The organism is Yoonia maricola (genome assembly GCF_002797915.1).
Classification (GTDB): domain Bacteria; phylum Pseudomonadota; class Alphaproteobacteria; order Rhodobacterales; family Rhodobacteraceae; genus Yoonia; species Yoonia maricola.
In genome coordinates this window covers 694,614-706,794 of sequence record NZ_PGTY01000002.1, presented here as the reverse complement: position 1 = coordinate 706,794, position 12,181 = coordinate 694,614, and the positions used below count along the sequence as shown (strand labels likewise).

The window sequence follows — 12,181 nt, the reverse complement described above, 5'->3', positions numbered from 1 at the left end:
CTGCGTTGCAACAGGCTTAACCATGCCGTTAGGAAATGACAATTGGCGCGGATGCTCGACACCTCTGGCTACCTGATCGCCCCCGATCCCGGTGCGGCACGGCTGACGCGTGCAGTGGTCGGCACAGATCAAAACGGGGCTGCGATCAACCTCAATGTCGTCGAAGAACGGCCCCTTACGATCTACCTCAATTCTCAGGAAATCGTGACAGCCATGACGATTGGCGACTACCCCGAATACCTCGCCCTCGGCTTCCTGCGCAACCAAGGGATGCTGCATGCAGGCGATGTGATCAAAGGTGTCGACTACGACGCAGAGCTTGAAACCGTGGTCGTACGCACCGAAGTGCAAACCACCTTTGAGGACAAACTCAAGAAAAAAACGCGCACCAGCGGCTGTGCTGTTGGCACCGTCTTCGGCGATATGATGGAAGGGCTCGCAGACGTCACCCTGCCAGACACGCAGGTCCGCACGTCGGATCTGTACAGACTGTCCGCCACCATCAACCGCACACCATCCCTCTACCTCGAAGCAGGCGCGATCCACGGCACGGTCCTGTGCCACGGCGACCGCCCGTTGGTCTATATGGAAGACGTGGGGCGCCACAACGCCGTCGATAAAATCGCAGGCTGGATGCTGTCGGAAAACATCCCTGCCGCCGACAAAACGCTCTACACCACCGGGCGCCTGACCTCCGAGATGGTGATCAAGACTGCAATGATGGGCATCCCCGTGCTCGCCTCCCGCTCCGGTTTCACCGCCTGGGGGGTGGAGATCGCAACGCAGGTCGGCCTCACCCTGATCGGGCGCATGAAAGGGCAACGCTTCGTCTGCCTTGCTGGCGAGGAGCGACTGATCCGCGACGCAGACCCCAGCCAAGCCGCCGAAGAACCGCAAAAAGCGCGGCGCAAGGCAAGCCAATGACTTCATCTTGGTTCAAAAACTCCCGCCGGAGGCTCCGAGTTATGCCAAGCACACAGGTTTTCCAATGAAACAACCGCTCGGCGTCATCCTCGCTGGTGGGCAGGCCACCCGAATGGGCGGCGGCGACAAAGGTTTGCTGCCCTTGGGCCAAGGCACCATCCTGTCCCATGTCATCGCCCGGCTGGAGCCGCAAGTCGCCGGCCTCGCCTTGAATGCCAATGGCGATCCGGCCCGCTTCCATCACCTGCACCTGCCCGTCATCCCCGACAGCATCGATGGTTTCGCTGGCCCTCTATCGGGCGTGCTCGCTGGCCTCGACTGGGCGGCGGCTCAGGGTGCGGTCCACATCGTCACCGCCGCAGCGGATACGCCGTTCTTCCCCTGCGATCTGGTCCCGCAACTCCTGCAAGCCGCCGAAGAAGAAAACACCCCGATCGCCCTCGCACGCACTCTGGACGGGCGGCACCCCACCTTCGGCCTCTGGCCCACAGCGCTGCGCGATGACCTGCGCACAGCCCTCAACAACGGCCTGCGCAAAGTCGTGCTTTGGACAGATAAACACGGAGCCGCCACAGCGCACTTTCCCGATGACGCAGCCTTCTTCAACGTCAACACGCCCCAAGACCTGACACAGGCGGAAACCATGCTATGAAAATCTACGGTGTCGTGGGCTACAAAAACGCAGGCAAAACAGGGCTGATGGAACGGCTCGTGACCGAGATCACCGCGCGCGGCTTCACCGTTTCCACCCTGAAACACGCGCACCACACATTCGACGTCGATCATCCCGGCAAAGACAGCTATCGCCACCGGCACGCAGGCGCACACCAAGTGCTGCTCTCATCGCGCGCCCGCTGGGCGCTGATGACAGAGTTACGCGAGAACAACGAACTGCCGCTCGCCGATCTTCTCAAGCAGCTCGACCCCGTCGATCTGATCCTTGTCGAAGGCTACAAACGCGACGCCCACCCCAAAATAGAGGCCTACCGGGCCGAGACAAACCACCCCATCCTTGGCAAAGACGACACGACTGTCCGCGCCATCGCCAGCGATTGCACGGTGGATGTCACCCAGCCCGTCTTCGACCTTAACAACACCAAAGCCATCGCCGATTTCATCCTGTCCGAGGTGGGCCTTTGAGCTTCGACAAGGTCATCATGCTCGACTGGTCCGGCGGCAACGACCGTGGCCCGCGCCCGGTGAAAGACGCTATCTGGGCCTGCATCGGTATGGCGGGCACCGTGGAAGAGCCAGTCTATCTGCGGAACAGGCAACTGGCCGAGGAGTGGCTGACTGAAACGCTTACGACATTGCAAGCCGCACGCCACAGTGTGCTTGTCGGCTTTGATCTCTGCTTTGCCTATCCCACTGGTTTCGCCACCAAGCTTGTCGGGTCAGAAGACACCCTTGCGCTGTGGGACTGGTTCGAAGCCCGCGTGCACGACAGCCCAAAATCCAACAACCGTTTCGATCTGGCAGGCGAAATCAACGCGATTTTCCCCGGCACCGGGCCATTCTGGTTCAATGGTTTGGCACGCGATATCGCCCATCTTCCGCGCAAGGGACGCGACCGAACCACTGATCACGGGTTGGGCGAAAAACGCGCAGCAGACATGGCGATCCCCGGCAGTTTCTCACCATGGCAGCTGGCAGGCGCAGGGGCCGTTGGCGGGCAGGTCATCATGGGGCTGCCGGTGCTGGCAAGGCTGCGCCGTCAGTTTGGCAAAACACTCTCTGTCTGGCCGTTTCAATCGCCTGACACGCAGATAGTGCTGGCCGAAACCTATTTCTCGATCCTGCCGGATCTTGTCGTCTCTGAACCGCAGGAAATCCGGGATGCCGCGCAAGTCTCGCTTTATGCGCGCGCTTTCTCTGCGCTTTCCCCGGCGGACATGACGACGCTGATGGACATTGACGCAACACCTGAAGGCTGGGTGTTGGGGGCCGGACAAGGGGACGTGCTGCGCGACGCGCTGGCAAGCACACCACCTCCGCTGAAAAACGACTGTTTCGCCATGCCCCAAGGCGCGCATTGGACGCCGGTGGCTGAGGCACACCACCACCTGCGCGAAAAACTCTCCTGCGTCACAGGCACCGAAACCCTGCCACTGACAAAGGCCGCCAATCGCGTCCTCGCCCAAGACGTCCACGCTGTAAGATCACACCCACCTGCCCGAAACGCCGCGGTCGATGGCTACGGCTTTGCAGGCCCTGCCGCAGCAGGGATCAACAAACTCAAACTGGTCGAGGGGCGCTCTGCCGCAGGCGCGCCATACGACGGCACAGTGCCGCAAGGCCACGCGATCCGCATCCTCACAGGCGCGAACCTACCCAGCGGCGTCGATACCGTGGTTTTGCAAGAGGACGTAAGCACCAGCGCAACAGAGGTCAGCTTCCACGGCCCTCTCAAACGCGGCGCCAACGCGCGCGATGCAGGCGAGGATATGCAAGCCGGGCAAACCATCCTTCAAACAGGGCGCAAGATTACCCCTGCCGACCTCGGCATGCTCGCGGCAGCGGGTGTCGGCACAGTCACGGTCCGCCGGACACTCAAGGTCGGCATCCTCTCGACCGGAGACGAACTCCGCGACTCCGGCGATATGGCAACCACAGGTCAAATCTTTGACGCCAACCGCCCCATGCTGTCGGCACTTATTGCAAGCTGGGGGTATGAGGTCATCGACCTCGGTCGCGCGCCAGATGACCGCGATACACTGCGCCAAATCCTTGATGGCGCTGCCCAAGACTGCGATGTCATCCTCTCCTCCGGTGGGGCCTCAGCAGGCGACGAAGACCACATGTCCGCCCTGCTCAAAGACACCGGCTCTTTCGCGCTTTGGCGGATCGCTATGAAACCCGGTCGCCCCCTTGCGCTTGGCTTATGGCAGAACACCCCTGTCTTTGGTCTCCCTGGTAATCCCGTCGCGGCCATGGTCTGCGCGCTTGTCTTCGCCGCCCCCGCGCTCGCCGTCATGGCAGGCGGCGCATGGACCCAACCGACCAGCTACCAACTGCCCGCTGCCTTTGCCAAATCCAAGAAGGCGGGCCGCCGCGAATATATGCGTGCGCGGCTGGAGGATGGCCACGTCGCCATCTTCCCTTCCGAAGGGTCAGGCCGTGTTTCGGGGCTGAGTTGGGCCACAGGGCTTGTAGAACTCAGCGATCCGGCGCAAAAGGTCGCACTTGGTGATCTGGTCACCTACATCCCGTTCAACAATTTTTGATTCCATGAAGATCACCACCGGCATCCCCCAAAAAGACCGCGAAGAAGCGGCAGCGCTCTATTGGAACGCTTTCGGCGAAAAGCTGGGGTTCACGCTGGGCCCAAAATATCAAGCGATGATGTTCGTCCGCTCCGTCCTGCGGCCGGACCATGGCATCTGCGCGCATGACGACGAAGGCAAGCTGTTGGGGATCGCGGGGTTCAAGACGAACCACGGATCGCTGGTCGGCGGCGACTTCAAAGATCTGCGCCGCATCTACGGCTGGACCAGCGCAGCCGTTCGCATTTCTCTGCTCGGGCTTCTGGAACGGGACGTTGAAAACGAACGCTTTTTGATGGACGGATTATTCGTGGCCCCCGAAGCACGCGGTCGCGGCGTCGGCACCGCGCTGCTGGATGCAGTGGCGAACGAGGCCAAACAGCGCGGCTATACCCAGGTGCGGCTTGATGTGGTCGATACGAACCCCCGCGCCAAGGCGCTTTACCGGCACGTGGGGTTCAAGGAACTCAAGACAGTCAAGATCGGACTGATGCGGCATATCTTTGGCTTCAGCGCATCAACGACAATGGTGCGCGACGTCTAGTCCTTAGCGTCGGGCAATTTCGGTGCCTTGCCGACATAGTGTTTGATCAGCGGTCTGGGCACCTCTGACCCATCATACATGAACGGGAGAACACCCTTGAACCCGGCCTTGCCGCGCATGTTTTCAATGTCCTCATCAGATTTCGTCACCCGCTGTGACATCCGACGGCCCCATTGTGCCAGATAGTCATAAAGCCGCGCAATCACATCGGCATGGGCATCGGTCTTGCCCAGATCATGAAATTCCTCAGGATCATTTTGCAGATCAAACAGCATCGGGCGGAAACCACCTTCGGCATGCATCATTTTCCAACGCCCATCAAAGACCATGAACAGGCGACAATCCTTGGGCTTCAGACAATATTCTTCGGCCAATGTGCCGCCAACAGGGCTGGCCGAATAGTCAAACTCGCTGATCAGGAACTCGCGCCATTTCGGGCGCTCGCCATTCAGCAACGGCAAGAGCGAGCGGCCTTCCAGAATATGTGCAGGCACGTCGCCACCCGCCGCCTCCACAAAGGTGGCCGCGATATCAAGGCTTTCGACCAGCGCATCACAGGTCGTCCCACGGGTCGCATTGGCTGGGCGGCGTGGATCATAGATGATCATCGGCACCTTTGCGGACTGATCGTGGAACAGTGATTTCTCGCCCATCCAGTGATCACCCAGATAGTCACCATGATCAGAGGTCAGCACGATCATCGTGTCTTTGATCTCGCCGGTTTCTTCCAGATAATCCAGAATACGGCCCAAGTGATCATCACATTGCTTGATCAGACCCATATAGGCCGGAATGACCTTTTGGCGCACTTCATCACGCTGAAAGGCCTGACCAACCTGATTGTCCATATAGCCTTTGAACACCGGATGGGTGTCTTCCTGCTCAACCTCATCACGCAGTGGCGCAGGCACATGATCGGGACCAAACATGTTGTGGTAAGGGGCCGCCACAATGTAAGGCCAATGTGGTTTGATATAGCTGACATGGGCGCACCATTTGCCCTTGGCCTGTTTCATGAAATCAATGGTGCGGCTGGTCAGCCAAGCCGTTTCAGAATCTGCTTCGTGGATATGTGCCGGTCGATCCGCATTCTCATACATCCAACCCGACGCAATCTTGTTGCGCTCTTTCACGCCAGCATTCGCGTGATCGGCCCAAGGGTTATCGCTGTCAGTATAGCCCTTTTCTTTCAGATATTCGTTATAGGGCGAACGGCTTTCGTCATAATACCCGGCAATACCTTGCGCCCACAGACCATCATCCCGGATGAAAACATCAAACCCGCATTCGGCCTGACGCGCGCCAATCACGCTATCAGGGTCCAGCCCCAGCCTTTCCATGCCTTCGGCATCGGCATGCATATGGGTCTTGCCGATCAGCCAGCAATCCATGTCCAGCTTGCGCAGGTGATCACCCAAAGTCAGCTCACCCACACGCAAGGGGAAGTTGTTCCACTGCGCGCCATGGCTGGAAGGGTAGCGGCCAGTATAATAGGACATCCGGCTGGACCCACAGATCGGTGACTGAACATAGGCATTGGTAAAACGCACGCCCATCTCGGCCACGCGATCAAAATTGGGGGTCTGCAAATGCGGGTGGCCAGCACAACTCAGATAATCAAATCTCAACTGGTCATACATGATAAAAAGAATATTCATCGCGTCTCAGGCTCCAAAAAAGGGGTGAGCTTTCGAGGTATCGTACCCGAAACTCTCTATCGAACTACGCCTGTGCTGTCCCAACTATTCGCTGGGCTGAGCAGTTTTTTGCAGTTGCGTGAACGGACAGGAATCCGACTTATCCGACAGACCGAAGGCGGCCGCATATAACACTTTGATCTTATCCAGAACGCGCATCCAGAAAACTGAACCAATCAGTTCATTTTCATCTTGCAATCTAAACTGAACTGTTTAGTTATGACTCACGAACAGAGATTCTCAAGAAGGAAACACACATCATGTCTCGTATCTTCTTTGCCCTCACCGCCGCCGCCCTCATTGGCCTGGCTGCCCCTGCAACTGCCCTGTCGTTTCAGGTCACGTTCCCGACGCTGACATATCCACCTCACCCCTCACCTGAGGTCAGCCAAGGTTGCGCCGATCTAACGACACTCTCTGGCGATACTTGCACGAAGACAGCCAAGTAACGCCACTTCAGCGATGGGGCACCTCATCCCCCAATTGCCCCATCGCTGCTATCTCCTTGCTGCAAATGAACTGATCGGTTTATAATGGCAGCCTGTAAGGAGCGCCCAATATGCCCGACGGCACAATCGAACCCAAAAAAGGACGAAAATTTGATCAGGTGCTGGAAGGCGCCAGACAGGTGTTTCTATCCGACGGTTTCGAAGGTGCGTCAGTCGATGACATCGCCAAGGCCGCAGGTGTGTCCAAGGCCACGCTCTACAGCTATTTCCCCGATAAACGCTTCCTCTTCATGCAGGTCGCCAAGACCGAATGCGCGCGTCAGGCCGACCACGCGATCGAGACGATCAACATGGACGCGCCCGTGCAAAAGGTGTTGTGCGACATTGCGATGGAGATGGTTGATTTCATCACATCCCAGTTCGGCAAACGCATTTTCCGCATCTGCGTCGGCGAAAGCGACCGTTTCCCAGAACTGGGACGCGAGTTTTACGAAAGCGGGCCGATGCTGATCCGCAATCGTTTGGTCGAATACTTTCAAAAGGCCGTGGCCAAGGGCGAGTTGAACATCACCGATTTTGAATTGGCGGCAGAGCAATTCCACGAATTATGCAAAGCCGATCTGTTCCCGCGCATGGTGTTCAACATGACCGATGAGTTTACGCCCGCCGAGAAAAGCCGGGTCATCAACGGCGCAGTTGAAATGTTCATGGCGCGCTACGGCACCTGAATAGCGTTCCATCAAAAACAAAAGGCCCGGTCGGTGACCGGGCCTTTTGTTTTCTTGGGTAGGACATTTAAAATTCGACAACGGCCCGAATTGATTCACCCGCATGCATCAGATCAAACCCCTTGTTGATGTCATCAATGCTGAGCTTGTGTGTGATCATCGGATCAATCTCGATCTTGCCTTGCATGTACCAGTCCACAATCTTGGGCACATCCGTCCGGCCTGACGCGCCACCAAAGGCGGTCCCGCGCCAGCTGCGCCCGGTGACCAGTTGGAAAGGCCGCGTCGAAATCTCGGCGCCCGCAGGGGCCACGCCGATGATGATGCTCTCGCCCCAGCCCTTATGAGCCGCTTCTAGTGCTGTGCGCATCACGCCAACATTGCCGGTCGCATCAAAGGTATAATCGGCACCGCCCCCCGTCAGTTCAACCAGATGGGCCACCATGTCGCCCTCAACATCCTTGGGGTTCACAAAGTCGGTCATCCCGAACTTCGTCGCCATCTCAACCTTGCCGGGGTTCAGATCGACCCCCACAATCTGGTCAGCACCCGCCATACGCAGGCCCTGAATGACATTCAGTCCAATACCGCCCAGACCAAACACAATCGCAGTTGACCCAATCTCGACCTTGGCCGTGTTGATGACCGCGCCGATGCCGGTGGTCACACCGCAACCAATGTAGCAAATTTTGTCAAAGGGCGCGTCCTCACGGACCTTGGCAAGCGCAATCTCTGGCAGCACCGTATGATTGGCAAAAGTAGAGCAGCCCATGTAATGCAAAATCGGCGTGCCATCGAGCATGGAAAAACGCGACGTGCCGTCAGGCATCACACCGGCCCCTTGGGTCGAACGGATCTTCTGGCACAGGTTCGTTTTCGGGTTCAGACAGTAATCACACTCACGGCATTCCGGCGTATAAAGCGGGATGACGTGATCACCCGGTTTCAGGCTGGTGACACCTTCACCAACCTCAACCACGACACCCGCACCTTCATGGCCAAGGATGGCGGGGAACATCCCCTCTGGATCAGCCCCCGACAGGGTAAATTCATCGGTATGGCAAATGCCCGTCGCCTTGATCTCAACCAAAACCTCACCGGCCTTGGGGCCTTCAAGGTTCACTTCCATCACTTCTAGCGGCTTGCCCGCCTCAAGTGCTACTGCTGCACGTGTCCGCATGTCGATCAACTCCCTCTTGTTGAAAAAGACGATCAGGCAAACACAACAGAATTTCAACACCTCTCTACAGCACGGCTTGCGTTTGCGGGGAAAGCCGCGACAATGGGGGTATGAAACGCATCCTCGCACTCATCGCCTTGGCAGGCTGCACCGCCGCCGAACCACCACTGCCACCGCAACTGGAAGATACCTGTGGTGCCGCAGCCTTTGCAGATCTGATCGGACAGGACGCCACAGCGCTTGAACGCACGCTTGTGCTGGGTCCGGTTCGCCTGATCCGTCCGGGTGATGTGGTAACAATGGATTTCCGGCCGGATCGCGTGAATTTCAAAATCAACGATACCGAAACAATCCAGTCTATCGACTGTGGTTGATCTATCTGGGGGAAACGAAGGTCCCCGATGTCACGAACTGGGTGGGGGCTATTGACCGCAACATCGGGGTAGCTTTTCGCTATGCCGTTAATGTCGCAATCACTTGTGTTCCCAGTGCGCAGGACCCGCGGCTTCCAAGTGTTCATTTCAAGGCATAAGCAAGGCAGCCATAGAAGAACGCTTGATTTTGTGGGGGTTTGAGGTGACGCTGCGGTATGACATTTCAGCCTGCTTCACCATTTCGCGCGCCCGAACAGGTCGCTTTCCACCGGACCGAACTCAATATGATTCTTAGCCTCTATGGCCGCATGGTCGCCGCGGGCGAATGGCGCGACTACGGCATGTCGCATCTGCGCGATGTTGCCGTATTTTCGGTCTTTCGGCGCACGGCAGAGAACCCGCTTTATAAGATCGAAAAGCGGCCCAAGCTGCGCTTGAGGCAGGGGCAATATGCAGTGATCGGTATGGATGGCCAGATATTGAAGCGCGGCAATGACCTGCGACAGGTGCTGCGGGTGCTGGAGCGAAAACTGATCCGTGCGGTCGACTAAAGCCGCTTATGCGCAATGACAGGGCCATCGCCCAATGATGAAATGCGCAAAATTGCGATATCGATCCTCTCATATACCGTCGCCATATGATGCGCATTCGCATGCAACAGCGTGTCCCCATCCACCATCATCCCAACGTGACCTTTCCAAAATAAAAGATCACCACGCTGGTAGTCGCCCGACGCCTCTTCCCCCAATTGCGCCATCTGCATGTCGCTGTCGCCGGGGCAAGTCACGTCGCATGCCGTTAGCGCGGCGGTGATCAACCCCGAACAATCAATCCCCCGCGTGGAATTCCCACCCCAAAGGTAAGGCACACCAAAATGCAACTGCGCGACAGTGGCCGGATCAGTGAAAGGCCGGTCCACGCCACGCAGATGTTTCTTGGGGATGAAACCCACATTGGTTTCAAAGAACCTGCGACGTTCATCCAGCACCGTGACACGCGCGCCAAACGGCAGATGATGCAAATCAGGTGATTTGAAATCCTCTTCTGCATAGGCATGTGTCGCGACGGTCCCGACAGCATGCGTTGGCGCTGTCACATCCATCAGCCGGTCAGACCGCACATAGCCAACATAGCCATCCGCCGCCTGCACAAAGGACCAACTGTCATGGTCTTCAAACACCGCGACCTGAGCCCCCAGCAGCAGCTGGCGGTCACGCGCACCATCAGGACCGGCGCAAAGATCAACCACAGGAGCCGCCACCATCGTAGGCGCTCCCTCAACATACCGCTCCGCCTCAACCGACCCAGCCAAATGCATTGCCGCCACGCGACCATTGGCAGGTGTCAGGCGACGGTCGCTCACAGGTTCAACATCTCTGGCAAGGCTTCCAGCAGTGCGCGCGCGCCCATCCCAACACCGCCACGCGGGCGGGCGGGGGCAGAACTGGGTTGCCAGCCGTAAATGTCAAAATGCATGTATGGGCTTTCGACAAAGCGGCGCAGAAATAATGCGGCGGTTATCGACCCCGCAAACCCGCCCTTCGGCGCATTGTCCAGATCAGCAATCCCCGGTTCGATCATCGCCTCATAAGGATCATGAAACGGCATCCGCCACACCGGATCAGCCACCTTGCGCGCAGCCTTGGCCACCGCATCAGCATGGCCGTCATCGTCGGTATAAAACGGCGCAAGATCGGGCCCAACAGCCACCCGCGCAGCCCCCGTCAAGGTCGCCATGGAGATCACCAGTGCCGGATCATCCTCATCCGACAAGGTCAGCGCATCGGCCAAGACCAAGCGCCCCTCGGCATCGGTATTGTTAATCTCGACCGTCAGCCCCTTGCGCGAGGTCAGAATATCCTGCGGACGGAAAGCATTGCCATCAATGCTGTTTTCGACCGCCGGGATCAGCACGCGCAGACGCAAAGGCAGTTCCAATGCCATAATCATATGGGCGAGGCCCAGCACAGTGGCCGCGCCACCCATATCCTTTTTCATCAGACCCATTGAGCTACCGGGTTTGATGTTCAACCCACCCGTGTCAAAACACACGCCCTTGCCCACCAGCGTCAGCTGCGGGCCCATATCGCCCCAGCGCATATCAATCAAACGTGGCTGCCGGTTTGAGGCACGGCCAACCGTATGGATCATCGGGAAGTTGCTGGTGATCAGATCATCACCAGTAATCACGTTGATCCCGGCATAATGCTCGACCGCCAAGGTACGCGCGGCCTCTTCCAATTCATCAGGGCCCATGTCGGATGCAGGGGTGTTGATCAGCTCACGCGTTAACGCCTCGCCATTAGCGATCACGGCAATCCGGGCAGCGTCTACATCATCAGGGGCTACTAACCCCGCAATCGGTGACGACGGTTTGACATAACGATCATAGCTATAGCCCGCCAAAAGCCACGCGAGGGCAGCTTCATCCAGATCATCGCCTTGCAAACCGCTGGCAATCTCATACGTCCCTTCCGGCAGCTTGCGCGCCGCTGCCCCCATATGAAAACGATCACGGGCGCGCTTGGCGGCTGTGCCATAGCCAACCAACACCTGTTCCAGACCACCATGTGCATTAGGCAGCGTCAAAATCTGTCCTAGCGATCCCGCAAAACCCTGCGCCTGTGCCCATGCACGGCCTTCGGGCGTCAGGCCAGCCAACGCATCATCAACGGCGTCTGCGGCGACCACATGTATGGGAATGACAGCATCGGTCGGTTCGGCAAAAGCCAGCGGCATGGCGTATCCTTCTGTTCAGTTCACGTCGTAACCTGAACCAGCCGTCCGCAAGCTGCAAGGCGGGATCAGGCATACAAAGATTAGTTGTGTCAGCTATTGTGGGCACTACGCAAATTAGTTGTGGCGACAACTGACGCCCTGTACCCTGCCTTTATGTTGCGGTCACACAAGATTTAAGCTGATCGTTCAAAAGCCGTTTCTTGGGGAGCTTGCTCAAGGCATTTTGTTTCGCTGCGCTTTCGCAGACAGATATGCGCCTTAGTTTTATCTCGCCTCAATATAT

The 12,181-nt window shown here is 57.8% G+C and carries 13 protein-coding genes; 9 read left to right on the top strand and 4 right to left on the bottom strand.

Going from position 1 to position 12,181, the window contains the following annotated elements; translation table 11 throughout:
- Window positions 1–51 precede the first annotated feature (51 nt).
- The 5 genes from BC777_RS13680 to BC777_RS13660 all read left to right on the top strand — a co-directional run bounded on the left by BC777_RS13680 (window position 52) and on the right by BC777_RS13660 (window position 4,731).
- Window positions 52–924 carry a formate dehydrogenase accessory sulfurtransferase FdhD gene (locus tag BC777_RS13680; RefSeq protein WP_100368717.1) on the top strand — a complete coding sequence of 291 codons (873 nt, stop codon included), beginning with the start codon at window positions 52–54 and terminating at the stop codon, window positions 922–924.
- Between the two features lie 64 nt (window positions 925–988).
- Window positions 989–1,576, top strand: a complete 588-nt coding sequence (gene mobA, locus BC777_RS13675; protein WP_100368716.1) for a molybdenum cofactor guanylyltransferase MobA — start codon at window positions 989–991, stop codon at window positions 1,574–1,576.
- Window positions 1,573–2,064, top strand: a complete 492-nt coding sequence (gene mobB, locus BC777_RS13670) for a molybdopterin-guanine dinucleotide biosynthesis protein B (RefSeq protein ID WP_100368715.1) — start codon at window positions 1,573–1,575, stop codon at window positions 2,062–2,064. Before mobA ends, mobB begins: the two co-directional genes overlap by 4 nt.
- Window positions 2,061–4,148, top strand: coding sequence for a molybdenum cofactor synthesis domain-containing protein (locus BC777_RS13665; protein ID WP_100368714.1), 2,088 nt, complete (start codon window positions 2,061–2,063; stop codon window positions 4,146–4,148). The genes mobB and BC777_RS13665 overlap by 4 nt, the downstream gene beginning before the upstream one ends.
- A gap of 4 nt (window positions 4,149–4,152) precedes the next feature.
- Window positions 4,153–4,731, top strand: coding sequence for a GNAT family N-acetyltransferase (locus tag BC777_RS13660; protein WP_100368713.1), 579 nt, complete (start codon window positions 4,153–4,155; stop codon window positions 4,729–4,731).
- Here the strand turns inward: BC777_RS13660 and BC777_RS13655 are convergent.
- Window positions 4,728–6,389: a sulfatase-like hydrolase/transferase gene (locus BC777_RS13655; protein WP_100368712.1), complete on the bottom strand. Its 1,662-nt coding sequence runs from the start codon at window positions 6,387–6,389 to the stop codon at window positions 4,728–4,730. The two genes, BC777_RS13660 and BC777_RS13655, sit on opposite strands and share 4 nt — an antisense overlap.
- Before the next feature lie 299 nt (window positions 6,390–6,688).
- On the opposite strand from BC777_RS13655, the gene BC777_RS13650 reads away from it, so the two are divergent.
- Complete coding sequence (locus tag BC777_RS13650) at window positions 6,689–6,877, top strand: hypothetical protein (RefSeq protein ID WP_100368711.1); 189 nt, start codon at window positions 6,689–6,691, stop codon at window positions 6,875–6,877.
- Between the two features lie 110 nt (window positions 6,878–6,987).
- Window positions 6,988–7,605 (top strand): TetR/AcrR family transcriptional regulator, encoded by a 618-nt coding sequence (locus BC777_RS13645; RefSeq protein ID WP_100368710.1) that lies wholly within the window; start codon window positions 6,988–6,990, stop codon window positions 7,603–7,605.
- Window positions 7,606–7,672: 67 nt separating this feature from the next.
- On the opposite strand, the gene BC777_RS13640 is transcribed toward BC777_RS13645, so the two are convergent.
- On the bottom strand, window positions 7,673–8,785 hold the full coding sequence (locus tag BC777_RS13640) for an S-(hydroxymethyl)glutathione dehydrogenase/class III alcohol dehydrogenase (RefSeq protein WP_100368709.1): 1,113 nt from the start codon (window positions 8,783–8,785) through the stop codon (window positions 7,673–7,675).
- Window positions 8,786–8,895: 110 nt separating this feature from the next.
- Between BC777_RS13640 and BC777_RS13635 the strand changes: the two genes are divergently transcribed.
- Together BC777_RS13635 and BC777_RS13630 are read left to right on the top strand one after the other, a co-directional pair.
- Window positions 8,896–9,159 carry an I78 family peptidase inhibitor gene (locus BC777_RS13635; protein ID WP_100368708.1) on the top strand — a complete coding sequence of 88 codons (264 nt, stop codon included), beginning with the start codon at window positions 8,896–8,898 and terminating at the stop codon, window positions 9,157–9,159.
- Window positions 9,160–9,374: 215 nt separating this feature from the next.
- Window positions 9,375–9,710 carry a DUF2794 domain-containing protein gene (locus BC777_RS13630; RefSeq protein WP_100368707.1) on the top strand — a complete coding sequence of 112 codons (336 nt, stop codon included), beginning with the start codon at window positions 9,375–9,377 and terminating at the stop codon, window positions 9,708–9,710.
- Here BC777_RS13630 and BC777_RS13625 read toward each other — a convergent pair.
- Both BC777_RS13625 and BC777_RS13620 read right to left on the bottom strand, forming a co-directional pair.
- A complete protein-coding gene (locus BC777_RS13625) occupies window positions 9,707–10,522 on the bottom strand; it encodes a C40 family peptidase (protein ID WP_100368706.1) in 816 nt (271 codons plus the stop codon). The two genes, BC777_RS13630 and BC777_RS13625, sit on opposite strands and share 4 nt — an antisense overlap.
- The gene (locus tag BC777_RS13620; RefSeq protein ID WP_100368705.1) at window positions 10,519–11,898 is read right to left on the bottom strand and encodes a leucyl aminopeptidase family protein; all 1,380 of its coding nucleotides are present in this window, start codon (window positions 11,896–11,898) and stop codon (window positions 10,519–10,521) included. Before BC777_RS13620 ends, BC777_RS13625 begins: the two co-directional genes overlap by 4 nt.
- Window positions 11,899–12,181: the final 283 nt, after the last annotated feature.

What these genes read in the sequence shown, in the direction of transcription:
- BC777_RS13680 (WP_100368717.1), top strand. Translation starts at nt 52, where the DNA reads ATGCTCGACACCTCTGGCTACCTGATCGCCCCCGATCCCGGTGCGGCA.
- mobA (WP_100368716.1), top strand. Translation starts at nt 989, where the DNA reads ATGAAACAACCGCTCGGCGTCATCCTCGCTGGTGGGCAGGCCACCCGA.
- mobB (WP_100368715.1), top strand. Translation starts at nt 1,573, where the DNA reads ATGAAAATCTACGGTGTCGTGGGCTACAAAAACGCAGGCAAAACAGGG.
- BC777_RS13660 (WP_100368713.1), top strand. Translation starts at nt 4,153, where the DNA reads ATGAAGATCACCACCGGCATCCCCCAAAAAGACCGCGAAGAAGCGGCA.
- BC777_RS13655 (WP_100368712.1), bottom strand. Translation starts at nt 6,389, where the DNA reads ATGAATATTCTTTTTATCATGTATGACCAGTTGAGATTTGATTATCTG.
- BC777_RS13650 (WP_100368711.1), top strand. Translation starts at nt 6,689, where the DNA reads ATGTCTCGTATCTTCTTTGCCCTCACCGCCGCCGCCCTCATTGGCCTG.
- BC777_RS13645 (WP_100368710.1), top strand. Translation starts at nt 6,988, where the DNA reads ATGCCCGACGGCACAATCGAACCCAAAAAAGGACGAAAATTTGATCAG.
- BC777_RS13640 (WP_100368709.1), bottom strand. Translation starts at nt 8,785, where the DNA reads ATGCGGACACGTGCAGCAGTAGCACTTGAGGCGGGCAAGCCGCTAGAA.
- BC777_RS13635 (WP_100368708.1), top strand. Translation starts at nt 8,896, where the DNA reads ATGAAACGCATCCTCGCACTCATCGCCTTGGCAGGCTGCACCGCCGCC.
- BC777_RS13630 (WP_100368707.1), top strand. Translation starts at nt 9,375, where the DNA reads ATGACATTTCAGCCTGCTTCACCATTTCGCGCGCCCGAACAGGTCGCT.
- BC777_RS13620 (WP_100368705.1), bottom strand. Translation starts at nt 11,898, where the DNA reads ATGCCGCTGGCTTTTGCCGAACCGACCGATGCTGTCATTCCCATACAT.